A 17,952-nucleotide genomic window follows, 5' to 3' on the forward strand; every position below is an offset into this window, starting at 1 on the left:
TCAAATTGCACTGTGGGCAGTGAAGGATTCGAACCTCCGTACTCCGAAGAGAACAGATTTACAGTCTGTCGCCTTTAACCACTCGGCCAACTACCCAAACCAAAGCCACTCCCTAAGAAATGCTTTTGAGCCGAAGAAGGGAGTCGAACCCGCGACCTGCTGATTACAAATCAGCTGCTCTACCAACTGAGCTACTTCGGCTTATTAAAAGAACTAATTTTTTGATTTTCAGGTACTCTATGTATCACTCAACCGCCCTAAAAATTTGGAAAGCAAAGGTAAGGCTTTTTATACAATTCAGTAAACTTTATTGGATACTTTTTTTTATTCTCAAATAAAAACAAAAAACCGGCCCTGCTTCATATTTCATAAAGCTAAAATTTGCGGTGATCTTCTTTGATCTTTGTCCGGAAAAAGCCGTTTGTCTTTTGATGAATTGCAATACGATGATAAACACAGCCACCGCTCTTTGTCGCTTTTACAGCCCTCACAGGCCGCCAGGCAACCAGAGAAAGACGATTTATTTCTGAATCACCAAACGTCCTTACAGGAAACGGGCTATTGCTGCTACGCGCCTGTTGCCCTTACAGGGCAAACAACTTCACCGACCGGCGCTCCCCTGCCGCGCTCAGCTTCTCTTGTAAAAGGAGCCTACGACTGTAATTTTCAAAAAAAGAAGGATCATCGTATTTATTCTGTTGCATAACGCAAAATCACCAATCTCTTTTTTTAATTACGGTTCTGAAAAAACCATTGGCCTTATAACCAAAAGCGCTTCCGCCCACGTCATAATATGTAGCGCCAAAAGATATATAGCCATATAGGCTATCCCCTAATGAATAGGATTGTTTACTTAATACCAGTCGCTGCCAAAGCGGAGCAAAAAGCGGCACCAAAGCATCTTCGGTTATTACACAGTATGAACGATAGGGCATCGTTGTAAAACGCCCCTGAACCATATAGATACGAAACCCACTATCACCAAATCCTACTTTTGTACCTATAGAAATACAAAGTGTATCATTCTTTAAATATCCGCGGCATACGTCAAAATCCCCGGCATTCGCTGATGCGTAATGGTCTTGCCCTTCAAAAAAATCCCGGGTTGTTATATAATAATCTACGCCATTGGACCGCTTTGCTGTGGTATCCTCCTTATTTCTAAAAGGCAACGATATTTCTGGTATGCTATCCAGCTCTTTATATCTGCTGTTTCCAGGAAGCAAGTCATCGATTTCAAATGACTGCCAGTATCGGGTACTATAAACAGGCGCAGCAAGCTGCTGCAGGCTATCTGTATCCCATTTAAATACGCTATCTACAATCATTTCAGCTGTTCTTCGAAAAACCGCACGATGGGGATCTTCCATCTTGCCAGGACCACATCCTTGCACCAGCATAACGTAAAAAAGAAAAGCGGTTATTTTTCTCATATAGTCTTTCCTAAATGATGCGCACCCCATTTAATTCCATAAAAAAAGAGCGGCTTTGCAGCCGCTCTTGAAACTTATAAAGATTTAAAATTTATAGATCTGTTTATTCTTCTTCGTCAAAAGACATCGCTTCCCTTGCGGTCTGTAACAGTTCGTACTCTTCCTTGCTTCCTACGATCATGTTTTCAAATTCACGCAAACCGGTACCGGCAGGAATGTGGTGACCAGTGATCACGTTCTCCTTCAGACCCATCATTTCATCCGCTTTACCGTGTATAGCTGCAGAAGACAGTACCTTGGTGGTTTCCTGGAAGGAAGCCGCAGAGATCCAGCTTTGTACACCCAGTGAAGCCTTCGTGATCCCTAACAGTGTGGGGGCCGAAGTAGCCGGCTGCGCATCGCGGAATTCCACCGTTCTCTTATCGTTACGGCGCAGCAGGGAGTTTTCCTCACGTAACTCCCGCAGGCTAATGATCTGACCCGCACGCAGTTTAGTAGAATCGCCGGGCTCGGTGATTACTTTTTTCTCGTATACAAAGTCATTTTCATCTACAAATTCAAATTTATCCACCAGGTCATCTTCCAGGAAGCGGGTATCACCCGGATCCATGATGCTTACTTTACGCATCATCTGGCGAACGATTACCTCAATGTGCTTGTCGTTGATCCGTACACCCTGTAAGCGGTATACCTCCTGGATCTCATTCACCACATACTGCTGTACGGCAAACGGTCCCTGGATCGACAGGATATCCTGCGGAGAGATCTGGCCATCACTTAACGGACTGCCGGCTTTTACAAAGTCGCCATCCTGTGCCAGGATCTGCCTTGTCAGCGGAACCAGGTATTTACGGGTTACTCCATCCTTGGCTTCGATGATGATCTCACGGTTGCCGCGTTTAACAGCACCCATGGAAACCACTCCGTCAATTTCCGATACAACGGCCGGGTTGCTGGGGTTCCGTGCTTCAAACAGCTCGGTTACACGCGGCAGACCTCCGGTGATATCTTTCAGTTTACCCAGGATACGCGGTATTTTTACCAGTACCCGACCGGCTTTCACATCATCGCCGTCATCCAGCATCAGGTGGCTACCCGTAGGTAAGTTATAGGATTTATTCTCTTTACCTTCTACAACAATAGAAGGGATCTTTGTTTTATCGCGGGTTTCAATTACCACTTTTTCACGGTGACCGGTTTGTTCATCGGCCTCTTCACGGTATGTGATCCCTTCAATTACGTTTTCAAACCTCAGCTGACCATCTACCTCCGCAATGATAACGTTGTTATAAGGATCCCAGGAGCAGATCGCTTCACCTTTGGAAACCTTCTGACCATCTTTTACCAACAGGGTAGATCCGTAAGGAATGTTATTGGTGATCAACAGCCGGTCATTTTTGGTATCAATGATACGGGCTTCGCCGGTACGGCCGATCACAACACGAACATCATCCCCCTCCGCATTAGTCGTTATAACGGAGCGTACCCCATCAAACTGGATATTACCATCAAACTTAGCGATCAAAGTGGATTCTACAGAAGCAGAACCAGCCACACCACCCACGTGGAAGGTACGCAGGGTTAACTGTGTACCCGGCTCACCAATGGACTGGGCTGCGATGATACCCACGGCATCTCCTTTTTGAGCGAGAATGCCGGATGCCAGGTTCTTGCCATAACACTTTACGCAACAGCCGCGTTTGCTTTCGCAGGTGAGCACAGAACGGATCTCGATGGATTCGATACCGGCCGCTTCAATATTGCGTGCTTTTTCCGCGGAGATCTCTGTACCGGCTTCCAGTAACAACTCATCGGTTTGCGGATCGTAAATGTCATGCAATGAAGTACGGCCTTCGATACGATCTGCCAGCGGCTCAATTACATCTTCGTTGTCTTTTAATGCTGCAATGGAAATACCTCTTAATGTGCCACAATCTTCTTCAGTAATCACCACATCCTGTGCCACATCCACCAAACGACGGGTCAGGTAACCGGCATCCGCCGTTTTAAGCGCCGTATCCGCAAGACCTTTACGCGCACCGTGGGTAGAGATGAAGTAATCCAATACGTTCAATCCGCCCTTAAAGTTGGACAGGATCGGGTTTTCAATGATCTCAGATCCGGTTGAACCTGATTTTCTCGGCTTGGCCATCAGTCCCCTGATACCGGCCAGCTGCTTGATCTGCTGCTTGCTACCCCGGGCTCCGGAATCCAGCATCATGTATACGGAGTTGAACCCTTGTTTATCGGCACTCAGTTCACGGATCAGTGTTTCTGTAAGACGTGTATCCACACGGCTCCAGATATCCACGATCTGGTTATAACGCTCGTTATTGGTGATCAATCCCATGTTGTAGTTATCCCACACTTCATCCACCTCGCCTTTGGCGTTATCCAGCAGTTCCTGCTTGATATCCGGAATGATCAGGTCATTGATGCTGAAGGATAATCCACCCTGGAAGGCCGTACGGAATCCTAATTGCTTGATATCATCCAGGAACTTCGCGGTTTTTGGAACATCGGTGATTTCAATGATATCCCCAATGATCTCCCGCAGGTTCTTTTTGGTTAATAAGGCATTTACAAAACCTACTTCTTCCGGTACATTCTGGTTGAAAATAACGCGACCAACCGTGGTTTCGATCAATTTCTTTTCCAGTTCACCCGTCTTCTCATTCCGAACAATACCTTTTACTTTGATCCATGCATGAAGGTCGATCTGCTTTTCATTATAAGCGATGATCACTTCTTCTGCAGAATAAAAAGCCTTACCCTCTCCACGTACTTTTTCGGCGTCTGTAGATTTCTTTCCTTTTGTAATATAGTACAGTCCCAGTACCATGTCCTGTGAAGGCAGGGTGATGGGAGTACCATTCTGCGGGTTCAGGATGTTGTGCGAAGCCAGCATCAGCAGCTGGGCTTCCAGGATCGCTGCGTTGCTCAGGGGCACGTGTACCGCCATCTGGTCACCATCAAAGTCGGCGTTGAAGGCCGCAGTAACCAGCGGGTGTAATTGGATCGCCTTTCCTTCAATCAGCTTGGGCTGAAATGCCTGAATCGACAAGCGGTGCAGCGTTGGGGCACGGTTCAACATTACCGGGTGCCCTTTTAATATATTTTCAAGGATATCCCAAACCACCGCTTCTTTTTTATCAACCAGTTTACGGGCCGATTTTACGGTTTTTACGATACCTCTTTCAATTAATTTGCGAATGATAAATGGTTTGAACAGCTCTGCCGCCATATCTTTTGGCAGACCGCACTCATGCATTTTCATTTCAGGACCTACCACAATTACAGAACGGCCGGAATAGTCCACACGTTTACCCAGCAGGTTCTGACGGAAACGTCCCTGTTTTCCCTTCAGCACATCGCTCAAGGATTTCAATGCACGTCCGCCTTCTGCTTTAACGGCATTGGATTTTCTGGAGTTATCAAACAGGGAGTCGATCGCTTCCTGCAGCATCCGCTTTTCGTTACGCAGGATCACTTCAGGTGCTTTGATCTCCATCAAACGCTTTAAACGGTTGTTCCGGATGATCACCCGGCGGTACAGGTCGTTCAGATCCGAAGATGCAAAACGGCCGCCATCCAGGGGAACCAGCGGACGCAGTTCCGGCGGAATTACCGGGATGTACTGCATGATCATCCACTCCGGACGGTTGGTGATCCTTGTATTGGCGTCACGGAAGGCTTCGACTACGCTCAGCCTTTTCAAGGCATCAGCTTTACGCTGCTGAGAGGTTTCTGTAGCCGCAGAGTTTCTTAAATCGAAGGATAACTGATCCAGGTCGATGCGCTGCAACAGGTCGTGCACCGCTTCTGCACCCATCTTTGCAATGAACTTTTGCGGATCGTCATCCGGCAGGTACTGGTTATCTTTCGGAAGCGTATCCAGGATATCCAGGTACTCTTCTTCTGTTAAAAGATCACCATAGTTCTGTCCTTTATCTTCACGTACACCCGCCTGGATCACCACATATCTTTCGTAGTAGATGATGGTTTCCAGTTTCTTGGAGCTCATACCCAACAGGTAACCAATTTTATTGGGCAGGGATTTAAAATACCAGATATGTACCACCGGTACTACCAGTTTGATATGCCCCATGCGCTCGCGACGTACTTTCTTCTCGGTAACTTCCACACCACAACGATCGCACACGATGCCTTTATAACGGATACGCTTGTATTTTCCGCAGGCACATTCATAATCCTTTACAGGACCAAAGATTCTTTCGCAAAACAAACCGTCACGCTCCGGTTTGTAAGTACGGTAGTTAATAGTTTCCGGCTTTAATACCTCGCCATGACTTTTCTCCAGGATGGTATCCGGGGAAGCAAGGCCGATGGTAATTTTTGAAAACGCTGCCTTTGGGCGATTGTCTTTTTTAGTAGCCATAAATCAATTTATGATTTGAGATTTGAGACCCTCAAAATCCTGATCTCTATTTTAATTCTGTTTTTTGCTTTGTTATTGATCCCGATCTGATGATTCATAGTGAAAGCCAACGGCGAGTTTCACCATTGACTTTTCACTATTCACTGTCTTTATTCAAAGGTCAGGTCTAATCCCAAACCTCTTAACTCGTGTATCAATACATTGAAGGATTCGGGTACGCCTGCTCTTGGAATGTTATCCCCTTTTACAATGCTCTCATAGGTTTTTGCACGGCCTATGATATCATCCGATTTAATGGTTAACAATTCCTGCAGGATGCTGGACGCTCCGTAGGCTTCCAGTGCCCATACCTCCATCTCACCAAAACGCTGACCACCAAACTGAGCTTTACCACCCAAAGGTTGTTGTGTAATTAAGCTGTATGGCCCGATGGAACGTGCGTGCATCTTGTCATCCACCATGTGGTGCAGTTTGATCATATAGATCACACCCACAGTTGCTTTCTGGTGGAAGCGTTCCCCGGTTTCACCATCGTACAGGTACGTGTGGCCAAACTTGGGAATGGTGGCATCGGCACAATATTTCTCAATCTCTTCCGGCTCGGCGCCATCAAAGATCGGGGTTGCAAATTTTACACCCAGTTCTTTACCAGCCCATCCCAGTACGGTTTCGTAAATCTGTCCCAGGTTCATACGGGAAGGTACCCCCAGCGGATTCAGTACAATATCTACCGGGCTTCCATCTTCCAGGAACGGCATATCTTCCTGGCGAACGATCTTGGCAACGATACCCTTGTTACCATGGCGTCCCGCCATTTTATCCCCTACTTTCAGCTTACGTTTTACAGCCAGGTATACTTTTGCCAGTTTTAATACGCCTGCGGGTAATTCATCCCCAATGGAGATATTGAATTTCTCGCGTTTGTATCTTCCCAGCTCTTCGTTGAACTTAATGTTGTAGTTGTGGAGCAGGGTGTTGATCTGATCATTGATCTTATCATCATTGGTCCAGCCCAGGGGGTTGATGTTGGCATAATCCAGTGAGCCCAGGTTCTTGGCATGGAATTTTGATCCCTTACCAATTACGATCTCATCAAAGCTGTTCATTACACCGGTAGAAACCTGGTTTTCCAGGATGGTACCCAATTTTTCGAGCAGCACATTCAGCAGATCTTGTTCGTTCTTCTCGTGTGCTTTATCCAGCTTTTCGATCGCTGCTTTCTCGCGCACTTTGGCGTTCTTATCTTTCTTGGCGCGCTGAAACAGTTTTTTACCAATCACCACACCTTCTACCCCGTTTGGCGCTTTTAAAGAAGCGTCTTTTGCATCGCCGGCTTTGTCACCAAAGATGGCGCGGAGCAGTTTTTCCTCCGGAGTTGGGTCACTTTCTCCTTTCGGAGTAATCTTGCCAATCAGGATATCGCCCTCTTTTACCTGGGCGCCGATGCGGATGATACCGTTTTCATCGAGGTCCTTGGTGGCTTCTTCAGAAACGTTCGGGATATCTGAGGTCAGTTCTTCTTCACCCAGTTTTGTATCGCGTACTTCCAGTTCATATTCAGAAATATGGATGGAAGTGAACATATCTTCTTTTACAACGCGTTCGCTGATCACGATGGCATCCTCAAAGTTGTAGCCTTTCCAGGGCATGAAAGCCACTTTCAGGTTTTTACCCAGGGCCAGCTCCCCGTTCCGGGTGGCATAACCGTTGGTAAGGAAATCACCCGTTTTTACCTTCTGCCCTTTCTTTACAGCGGGGTTCAGGTTCATACAGGTTTCGTGGTTGGTTTTGATAAACTTGGTTAATTTATACACTTTCAGGTCTTCCTCAAAGCTTACCAGTTTTTCATTCACATTGCGGTCATAACGCACGTGGATCTCGTTGGCATCTACAAATTCAACCACACCGTTCCCTTCTGCATGGATCTGGATCCGGGAATCTCTTGCAGCTTTGCCTTCCAGGCCGGTACCAACGATGGGCTCATCGGGACGCAGCAGCGGAACTGCCTGGCGTTGCATGTTGGATCCCATCAGTGCCCGGTTGGCATCATCGTGCTCCAGGAAGGGAATCAGTGAGGCGCTCAGGCCCACAATCTGGTTGGGCGCCACATCCATATATTCTACTTCGCTCTTATCCAGGATCGGGAAGTCGCCGGTTTCACGGCTTTCCACGCGCTCGTTCACAAAATTGCCCTGCTCATCCAGCTTGGCGCTTGCCTGTGCAATTTTTGCGCTGTCCTCTTCTTCGGCGCTCAGCAGTTCCAGCTCTTTCATATTTACCTTACCGTCAACAACTTTCCGGTATGGCGTTTCGATAAAGCCCATTTCATTGATCTTGGCGTGTACGCAAAGCGTAGAGATCAGACCAATGTTTGGACCTTCCGGTGTTTCAATGGTACAAAGACGGCCGTAATGGCTGTAGTGTACGTCACGCACCTCAAACCCGGCACGCTCCCGGCTTAAACCGCCTGGCCCCAGCGCAGAAATACGGCGTTTGTGCGTAATCTCCGATAAGGGGTTGGTCTGATCCAGGAATTGCGATAACTGCGAAGTTCCAAAGAACGAGTTGATCACAGAAGACAGGGTACGGGCATTAATCAGGTCAACCGGCGTAAACACCTCGTTGTCCCTTACGTTCATCCGCTCACGGATGGTACGGGCCATACGGGCCAGACCCACACCGAACTGTGCATATAATTGTTCCCCTACGGTACGTACACGACGGTTGCTCAGGTGATCGATATCATCGATCTCCGCTTTACCATTAGTTAAACGCACCAGGTACTTAATAATTTCTATAATATCTTCCTTGGTAAGGGTCTTTTGTGTTACAGGCGCATCAATGTTCAGCTTGCGGTTGATCTTGTAACGTCCCACTTCACCCAGGTCGTAGCGTTTGTCGCTGAAGAACAATTTGTCAATGATACCGCGGGCAGTTTCATTATCGGGTGCATCGGCACCTCTCAGCTGACGGTAAATAAACTGAACAGCTTCCAGCTCGCTGTTAGAAGTATCTTTATTTAAGGTATTGTAGATGATGGCATAGTCGCCGCCTACATCTTCGCGCTGTACAAAAACGCTCTTTACGTCCATGTCTGCAATGATATCGATGGCTTCCTCATCTAATACCACATCGCGTTCCATCACAATTTCATTCCGCTCGATAGAAACTACTTCGCCGGTATCCTCATCCACAAAATCTTCCACCCATGTGCGGAGAACGCGGGCCGCCAGGCGTTTACCTAATTGCTTTTCCAATGATTTACGATCACCGGGTACTTCATCGGCCATACCAAAAAGCTCCAGGATATCTTTATCGGTTTCATAACCGATGGAACGCAGCAATGTCGTAACCGGGAATTTCTTCTTCCGGTCGATATAAGCATACATTACATTGTTGATGTCCGTAGCAAACTCCATCCAGGATCCTTTAAAGGGGATTACACGGGCGGAGTAGATCTTTGTTCCATTGGGGTGTACAGACTGGCCAAAGAATACACCCGGAGAACGGTGCAGCTGGGAAACCACCACGCGTTCGGCCCCGTTGATCACAAAAGTACCACGGGGGGTCATGTAGGGGATATTACCCAGGAATACGTCCTGCACAATGGTCTGAAAATCCACGTGTTCTTCGTCATTACAGCTCAGCCGAAGCTTTGCTTTCAAGGGTACAGCGTAGGTCAGACCCCGCTCCATACACTCATCAATTGAGTAACGGGGCGGATCGATAAAATAGTCCAGAAACTCCAGTACAAAAATATTGCGGGTATCGGTGATCGGGAAATTATCCTTAAATACCCGGAACAGGCCCTCAATATTGCGTTTGTCTGGTGTGGTTTCTAATTGGAAAAACTCCTTAAAGGATTGAATCTGAACTTCCAGAAGATCCGGTGTTTCCGCTAAATGCTTGATCTTTCCGAAATTTACTCTTGAATTCACTTTTGTAGATGACATATGTTATAAACCCGGTTTTTTAATGATTGATCTGGTACAAAACAAGAACAGGATTACTTTTATTACTAAAAGAAATCCATTGAAATTCAATTACATGAACCTGTTTTGTTTAATCAATTTTTTATTGGCCAAAATAAAAGGAAGGCAAAGTTAAGGAAAACTTTGAAAAGAAGGAAACTTCTCACAAGAATATTGCCAGAGTTTTTCGTTTTTGAAAATTTCTCTAAAAAAAGGAGCCCGGAACCTAATCGGATCCGGGTTCCTGCGCCGGGGCCTTCCCCGGCTATCCATAATGCAACTTATTGGCGTACGGCTACAGCGATTTTGGAATAGGCATGCCCTCCCTCCTTATCTACCTGTACCACTCTTACTAATTGACGGTCAGGCATGCGGTTTTCTTTGTCTTCCGATTGTTTACGGCAGGAGATGGCAGACGTGCCAAGCCCGCATACGATCAGAAGGGTATACAGCCATTTATTTTTGCGGTTAAACAGCAACAGGATAAAGCCCGCCGCAAAAAGGGCAATCCCCATAACCGCCTGGGTGCCAGTGCTGAGGTCCTTTTCAAAACTGTATTCAAGCGCGGTGGTGGAGGTTCCGTTTTCGGCCTTGCTGGCTACATGGCCCACCGTTTTAAAGGTAGAATCTGCCCCCATTACCTGAATATTGAAAAAATCGTTATTGGTTTCTGAAGCGGTAGTCCAGTTTACCACCAGTTTGTTACCCACCAGTTTGGCATCATAGGACTGGAAGGTAACGGGAAGGGCAGGGTCTACACTGTATGTTGCAATTACTACACTATTGTCATCGGGGCTATCTGCTGTAGCGTTTGTCGGACTTGTAAATACACCTGCTATTCTGATATCAGTTTCTGCTTGTGAAGCTGCCAATGTTACGGGAACATCGGCAAAGGTTATTTTATACTTGGCATCCGGAGGGGAGGATTGCATGGCAATATCCTTGCTTTTCCCCGTCAATGTATATACCAGCGAAGCGCCCGTACCCCCGTTATTTGTCAGCGTCCAATTAAAAAGCGTAGCTCCGGTTCCCGTAGGCTGAATACCTGTTGGGTCCATTTTTGTAAAACTGAACACAATTTTACCATAGGAGTTTGAAGCATCATTGCTACTAAATGTGTACGGTTGTGTGACATAAAAATCAAAAGTAATCGTTTCCTTCCCACCAGGAAAAACAGCCGGATTAGGGGTTATCGAAGGGTTATTCAGGACAAAGTTTTGCGCCGAGACCGATTTTGAAAAAATGGCTAAAATGGCCAATAAAATAACAATAGATGTTCTTTTCATTTTAATAAGTTTTAAAATAGTTACGGGGTTGGAGTATAAGAAAAAGTAATGGTAGTCCGGCTGCTGTTATTAGCGCTATTTAAGTCACCCCCGGAGCCATTGCCAATAAGAACGTTTACGGTACTTGTGCCTTTTGTAGATCCCGGGGTCGCTTTTACTTTAAACATGACCCTGCTACCGCCGTCATTTAACACGGTACTTGTTGTGATCACATAATAGTCAGGATTACTGGTGGCGTCAATTGCAAATACGCTGTTTTGTAATTGTTCCCCAGCAGCATTGGCTGTAGCCGCAGCTTCGAACGAGAAATCGCTGAACATACTTAATTTATCAACATACAAAGTGATCTGTCCGCTTGATGCCGCCTTAGCTATTTCACTTACCTGAACAGTCACCTCTATATCACTCGTTCCTATAATATTGTTGGGAGCCAGACTAATCCTCGGCACCAAATCCGCCGAAGCGACTTTCACAGTCACATATAAACTAGCCATCGCACAAGATCCCGAGATACAGGTTGTATAAGGGAATACTGCTGTACCTGTAAAGTTGGCAGCTGGCGTAAATTCAAAGGTTCCATCGGCGTTGAGCAAAAAGGTACCCTTGGTATCTGTAGCTGACGGCTGTGCGGTTACTAATTGTCCGGCTCCATCATTGCTGCTTACATTTCCGGTAGCTTTAATACCTGAAGCTGCCGTTGCATAATCATCGGCGGCACTGGCGTTTGTTGTACCCGCAGGTTTTACGGTTACCACCACTTCCGCTATACTGCATTTACCTCCCGGCGTTTCACAGCTTTCGTAGGTAAACACATCCCGGCCTGTAAAACCTGCATCTGTGAGTGTATAGGTTACAGAGCTATCTGCCGGGTTCACCACTACGCTACCGTGAGTGGGACTGGCTTTAATTTCCGGGGGGCTCAGCTTGCCGCCGGTATTACCGGGTTTATCGTTGTCATTTACCTGGATCGCAACGGGATTTGTTCCGGTAGTTATTGCTACATCATTCATCACCACCGGGGGGTTGGTATTAACTGCCGGATCCAGTATCGTAATGGTGAGCAGCTCGTTAACAGTAATACCATCGTTTGTTACAGGTACGTTGTATTTGTACACGCCTATTGTGCCGCTCTTGAACGTATATACCCCATTCGTATTCATGCTAAAAGTAGTGGGCGTTCCTGGCAGTGTTCCTATTGCTACAGGGGTGCCATAGGTGGTACCCGATGGCACATTATCATTGGTGCTTACATTACCCTGTATATCCAGATCTTTAAACCCAACATTGTTATCGGGCAGGGTATTAAGTCCGTTGGGAGCTACATATACGTAGAGCGTGGCTGACGCTGATGCAACGGGGGTACCAATATCCGTAGCGGTATAAACCATTTGCGCGGTGCCGGTGAAACCAGCAGCCGGCATAAACGAAAATCCGCCGCCTGCCGAAGGTGTAAGTACTCCAACGCTTGCCGGTACCGAAGCCCAGGCAACTGTTTGAGCGTTTCCTTCAGGATCTATATCGTTCGCACTTACATTTCCGGTTACCGCAGTAGCGCTACCCTGTTTTGTTACCGCAAAATCATCCGAGGCGCTGGTGGAATTGGCCACGCCGGCCGGCTTTACCTCAATGATCACATAAGCTTTCGCGTCTTTTCCGTTCTCGGTAATTTTGTACACCACCGTGTCTTTTCCTGCAAAACCTTCACCAGGCGTATACTGTACTTTTCCGCTGCTGACTACCGCATGCCCGTTTGCCCCATCCTTATCAATAGCCGGCCCCGTGAGTGTTCCGCCGGGATTACCGACATGATCATTAGCCAGCACATCAATCGTAACAGGATTGGGCGACACCGTTGCCGCAATATCCGTATTGGCAATCGGAGGGTTAGTTGTTACGCCGGGATCGGTTACGGTAATCGTCAGGTTCTGTGGTTCGCATAGCCCATTTCCTCCGGCCGGAGGGCATACATTTACGGTATAGCTGTACACACCCGGGGTTGTAGCCGTAAACGTGTATTCCCCGGTTTGCTGATTCCAGCTGTTAAAGGTACCGCCGCCGGGTTGCTGACCATTGGCACCGGGCACCTGCTGCGGTGTACCGTAAGTGGAGCCATTCTCAACCATATCATTGGTCTTTACGTTGCCCGTTACCGGTGTATTGACGGTGGTATAGTTGATATCAGGATTTGTTTTGTATAACGGGCAGGTTAATGAACTCAAAGAATGATCTACAATTCTTGTATCAATAGCGGCGCCAAACACATCAATGGTACGCGTGGTTCCCACATCTGCTACACCAGCAAAAGAGATCTGTATTTCATCATAGTCCAGCGTAGGAATAAAGCCGACCGTCCGGATGCCATGATCATTTCCCAGCAGCGGCAATAGTGCCGTAAGCCCCAGCAACTGCCCGCCTGTTTTCGATTCCTGTGGCTGAGGGATCCCCTGGGCGTCCCGCTTGTAAGTTGTTATGGTTACCAGTTTCAATAAATTAAGCAGCACTAATGGATTTGCAGAATTTTCTCTTATAAGGAAGCCGGCAAATACTCCTTTGGGAAATACTGACTTGCCTGCCATTACAGCTATGGAATTAGCAGCCGCTACATTGGCTACCACCTGCACTTGTGCATAGTCGCTCAATGATGAAGTAATGACATTTGCAGGATTCAGGATGGCATTCCCCACGGAAATAAGTCCCCCGGATCCTGTTTTTGCCCCATCAATCATCACATCAAAACCGGGCGATGTTAATACCGTGGTACCTTGTGAATTACAGGTGATCGTGGTAGCACAATTCTTTTGCATAACCAGATCTGCAATCTCGATACTGCCAAATACGTTTACATCAACAGGATTGGTTATTAACAACTTTATTTCATCAAACTGCTGATTGGCAATAACCCCAACGGGTATTTTTGATGGATCGGTTAAAAGGTTGGTGGGCACACCCGCCAACAATGCCTGACCGGTTACGGTTTGCTTAACAGCTCCGGCATCTAACAGCTGTATCGTCATATTGCCAAGTACAGATGCATTTACCAGCTTATTAAACAATATGTCGAAGCCGGCATAGGTTCCTGCAGGATACTTGTCAAGCGCACTCTTGATAGCCACGGTTTGCGTGGTAAGGGCATTTACACCAACAGGAAAACTTAATACTGCAGTGGTGGCGGGATTGCCATCGATGATCCGGTTATAATCGGTAGTAGTGCCCAACACCCGCAGCGATGTGGCACCAAAAGCCCCCGTATTTGCAGCATCAATATACAAAGGATAATCAGTGGAATTCAGCGTTACCATCGTATTGCAGGCGTCAAGAACCAATCCCGCACAAAACCTCTTAATTACCGCATTGTAGATCCTCAGGTCGCTCAAAAGTGAAACGCCAGCCGTATTTTTCGTAATGAACCGGATTTCATTAAAATCCTTGGTTGTTACGAAGCCAACTGTTGTCCTGCCGTTTGAGGAGAGTACCGGGGCCGACAGCAACAGGTTCGTTCCTCCAATTGCTTCCTGGAAAACCCCGTTTTTATAAGTGGCTATAACGGTACCCGAAGAAAGAATGTCTAACTGCGCCAGTCCTGTGCCATTGGCCACATCGAAGCCCGCAAAATAACCGGCAGGAAAGGTATTGGTCCCGGGCACCCGCACGGAAACATAGGCAGAGTCGGCGACCGTAGCGCTCAGCAAAGAAGAGTTTATTGTAGTAAAATTATCGGTGTTCGCATCTACCACATTTTCGATGGGGTTGGAAGAAGAAAAGATATCTCCAACGGAAACGCCCACGGCTGCTTTAGCACCGGAAAAAGCAATGGCCGTATAATTGGCAGCCGGCGCAGGTAAGGGGGTAATGGTATTGCATCCGGAGGGTGCTGTTAAGGCCGCAGGATCTGCAAGCAATACTTCTGCATAATTAACCTTTACACTACTTAGCAGCCCCCCCAAAAGCCCCACATTCATCGAAAGACCAATCTCATCAAATGCCGCGGTGGTAACAAACCCTATCCGGCCTTTTGAGCCTCCAATCAAACCGATTGACAAACCGGAGCCGGAAGAAAAACTTTCCTGGGGTACGCCATTGTTGTACGTGGTAATAACCAGCTGCCCACCCAGCAATGTGAGCAATGAATTGATTTCAATCTGGAACCCGGCATAAGTACCTCCGGGATAATCTGCTCCTCCATCTCTTACATTCAATGTCGCAGTCCCTGCTACTTTGAGTACATTGAGCGTTGCTGCATCGGTTATGTCGTTGTTGACCACGTTACCTACGTTCAAAAAGTGATCTATCGTTCCAGCAACATCCGATCCTGTTGTTGCAGTAATGGCTGGTGTTGCCGGATTTACCAATGGCTGATACACGTTATAAGTTGTTCTGCTTACCTGCGCCTGCGCCTGCCCGGCAGTAACAAGTAATAAACACAGTAGTAGTAGTACACATAAGCCAGCCCCTTTTAGGTTAAGGGCAATTCCAAATGGTTGGTTGGGTCTCATAATAGATATATTTTATATCCGGAGCATAATACAGCAGCCCCGGTTTTCACAAAACAAAAAACGGCATGTAACCAAAAGCATTTACCATACGTCACTGCAAAGCAACATACTGATGCTGGCTACACCACATAAATACAGCACTCCTGACAACAGGACTTCACTGTAACATTATACTTTTCCGTATTCACGTCAGCTGGCTTTGACAATCCCAAAAAACACATTGCTTTGGCGTAACACGTTTGCAAAACCATAATGAAGAAAAACAATTACTAAAGGGGCTTTCTTCATTTTAATAAGCTATTACGTTGCGAGTTATTCTAGTTGTTTTTTTAAGTTTAAAGTAGGTTTACAATGCAATAGCGTGAATAAAGATAGGATTACATATCATAATAAACCAAATTTTATTATTTTTTTTTAAAATTTCTTTCTTTATATTTAGTCAACGCCTTTTGCCAATGCTAAATAACGAATCTATGAAAGCATACTTGAAATTTTCTAAAAAAGAACTGATGGGTTTATGCCTGTTGCTCTTTATTGTTTTGTTTTTTGCCGTTGTTCCTTTTGTCCGGCCCCATACGGAAAAGCTGCCGTTAAATGAGCAGGACAGCGCTTTATCCTACAGGCTCAGAACAACACCGGAGGCTTCTTCAGACAAAAACTCAACAGAGGAAACGTTGCTAAGCGGGCCGCAGCAGCACCGTCAGCCCGCTTTGTATGCACCCCCTTCAAAAGCAACCCTCTTTAATTTTGATCCTAATACGCTTGATGAAAAAGGGTGGCTGCGCCTGGGCCTGCGAGCAAAAACAATCCGTACGATTATGAATTACCGGAGCAAAGGAGGTCGCTTTCGTAAAAGAGAAGACCTTCAAAAAATTTACGGGTTACGCCCGGATGAATTTGAAACCATCCGTCCCTACATCGTCATCGCCGGGCCGCAACGTCCGGAAGCAACGGCTGCAATCCCGGCCCGTAAACCAGGGTATACGCGTAAGGCACCGGCGCCTGTTGATATTAATACAGCAGATACCATCGCCTATAAATCCCTTTATGGCATCGGTAGTAAACTGGCTGCAAGGATCGTAAACTACCGGGAAAAGCTGGGTGGATTTTACAGCATTAGCCAGGTAGGAGAAACCTATGGTGTTCCCGATTCTACCTTCCGGGAGATACGGCCCTTCCTTCGTTTAGACAACCGCGGGGTGCGGAAACTTGATATTAATACAGCATCTTATGAAACCCTGAACGCACACCCCTATATCAGCAGCAAGCTGGCCTACCTCATCGTCCGGCAGCGAAGGGCGGCACCCATCAATTCGACCGAAGCACTGCAGGCACTGGTAGCGCAAACAAACGATGTATTTGAGAAACTGGAACCGTATGTCCGGATCGAAGCCACTGAGGATCTGAAACACTGAAGATTTCTATGTCCGTTTAGCAATATCAAAATATTCTGTGCCTCTGTGATTCTGTGGCATGGCCACTGAGGCACTGAAACACTGAATACTTTCTATTTTCGTTTGCAGCAATATCAAAATATTCTATGCCTCTGTGATTCTGTGGTATAGCCACTGAGGCACTGAAACACTGAATACTTTCTATTTTCGTTTGCAGCAATATCAAAATATTCTGTGCCTCTGTGATTCTGTGGTATAGCCACTGAGGCACTGAAACACTGAATACTTTCTATTTTCGTTTGCAGCAACATCAAAATATTCTGTGCCTCTGTGATTCTGTGGCATCATTCAAAAAATACTATTATGAAAAACAAAAACTTCGACAACGAAAACTATCCCTTCAACAAGAAACCGATACGATAATAAGGTATGGCATCGAAATCCATAAGATACTTGGAGCCGGCTTCCTTGAGATCGTTTATAAAGATGCTTTTGAGTACGAGTTCAGAAAAAACAGCATCGGGTATGACCGGGAAAAAACATATAAAATACAGTACAAAGGCATTGTTTTACCACATCAGTTTCATGCCGACTTTGTCGTCTTCAATAGCATAATATTAGAAATTAAAGCAAAAGAAGGAGGTGTAGCAGAAGAAGATATGGCACAAACCATCAACTATCTTAAATGCTCCGGGTCTAAAGTCGGGTTGATCCTGAACTTTGGAAAAATGAGGCTGCAAATCAGGAGGGTCGTTTTTTAAGAGCGTTCGCATGTTGCCACTGAAACACTGAGGCACTGAGGACTTTTATACTTTTGAGGGTCGATGCCGGGGCGGAGCATCCCTGATCACTGTGTCTTCTGAGCCTCTGTGGCTATAACAGGGAGTATCCCGAAAAGTGTGTAAGTTAAAATCGAGGTAAAATAATCGTAGAACTTATACCTTCAATCTGTCACCAAAAATAATTAAGAACTGGT

7 protein-coding genes and 2 tRNA genes are annotated in these 17,952 nt (G+C 46.4%); 2 read left to right on the forward strand and 7 right to left on the reverse strand.

Annotated elements, in window-relative coordinates; genetic code table 11:
• Positions 1–13 precede the first annotated feature (13 nt).
• The 7 genes from GGU45_RS14200 to GGU45_RS14230 form a co-directional block, all read right to left on the reverse strand.
• Positions 14–96: transfer RNA gene (locus GGU45_RS14200), tRNA-Tyr, on the reverse strand.
• A gap of 32 nt (positions 97–128) precedes the next feature.
• A tRNA-Thr gene (locus tag GGU45_RS14205) sits at positions 129–201 on the reverse strand.
• A 512-nt stretch (positions 202–713) separates the two neighbouring features.
• Positions 714–1,328, reverse strand: coding sequence for a hypothetical protein (locus GGU45_RS14210; RefSeq protein ID WP_435225767.1), 615 nt, complete (start codon positions 1,326–1,328; stop codon positions 714–716).
• 208 nt (positions 1,329–1,536) lie between these two features.
• On the reverse strand, positions 1,537–5,832 hold the full coding sequence (gene rpoC, locus GGU45_RS14215) for a DNA-directed RNA polymerase subunit beta' (RefSeq protein ID WP_435225769.1): 4,296 nt from the start codon (positions 5,830–5,832) through the stop codon (positions 1,537–1,539).
• Positions 5,833–5,981: 149 nt separating this feature from the next.
• On the reverse strand, positions 5,982–9,785 hold the full coding sequence (gene rpoB / locus GGU45_RS14220; RefSeq protein WP_435225771.1) for a DNA-directed RNA polymerase subunit beta: 3,804 nt from the start codon (positions 9,783–9,785) through the stop codon (positions 5,982–5,984).
• A gap of 299 nt (positions 9,786–10,084) precedes the next feature.
• Positions 10,085–11,089 carry a hypothetical protein gene (locus GGU45_RS14225; RefSeq protein WP_435225773.1) on the reverse strand — a complete coding sequence of 335 codons (1,005 nt, stop codon included), beginning with the start codon at positions 11,087–11,089 and terminating at the stop codon, positions 10,085–10,087.
• 20 nt (positions 11,090–11,109) lie between these two features.
• Entirely contained in the window at positions 11,110–15,582 is a 4,473-nt protein-coding gene (locus tag GGU45_RS14230) for an Ig-like domain-containing protein (protein ID WP_435225775.1), read from the reverse strand.
• 473 nt (positions 15,583–16,055) lie between these two features.
• On the opposite strand from GGU45_RS14230, the gene GGU45_RS14235 reads away from it, so the two are divergent.
• Positions 16,056–16,997, forward strand: coding sequence for a helix-hairpin-helix domain-containing protein (locus tag GGU45_RS14235; RefSeq protein ID WP_435225777.1), 942 nt, complete (start codon positions 16,056–16,058; stop codon positions 16,995–16,997).
• Between the two features lie 317 nt (positions 16,998–17,314).
• Positions 17,315–17,737, forward strand: a complete 423-nt coding sequence (locus GGU45_RS14240) for a GxxExxY protein (RefSeq protein ID WP_435225779.1) — start codon at positions 17,315–17,317, stop codon at positions 17,735–17,737.
• Positions 17,738–17,952 lie beyond the last annotated feature (215 nt).

Source organism: Niabella hirudinis (assembly GCF_051201075.1).
GTDB lineage: Bacteria > Bacteroidota > Bacteroidia > Chitinophagales > Chitinophagaceae > Niabella > Niabella hirudinis.

Coding starts and splice junctions, on each gene's coding strand:
- GGU45_RS14210 (WP_435225767.1), bottom strand. CDS start 1,328: ATGATTGTAGATAGCGTATTTAAATGGGATACAGATAGCCTGCAGCAG.
- rpoC (WP_435225769.1), bottom strand. CDS start 5,832: ATGGCTACTAAAAAAGACAATCGCCCAAAGGCAGCGTTTTCAAAAATT.
- rpoB (WP_435225771.1), bottom strand. CDS start 9,785: ATGTCATCTACAAAAGTGAATTCAAGAGTAAATTTCGGAAAGATCAAG.
- GGU45_RS14225 (WP_435225773.1), bottom strand. CDS start 11,089: ATGAAAAGAACATCTATTGTTATTTTATTGGCCATTTTAGCCATTTTT.
- GGU45_RS14230 (WP_435225775.1), bottom strand. CDS start 15,582: ATGAGACCCAACCAACCATTTGGAATTGCCCTTAACCTAAAAGGGGCT.
- GGU45_RS14235 (WP_435225777.1), top strand. CDS start 16,056: ATGAAAGCATACTTGAAATTTTCTAAAAAAGAACTGATGGGTTTATGC.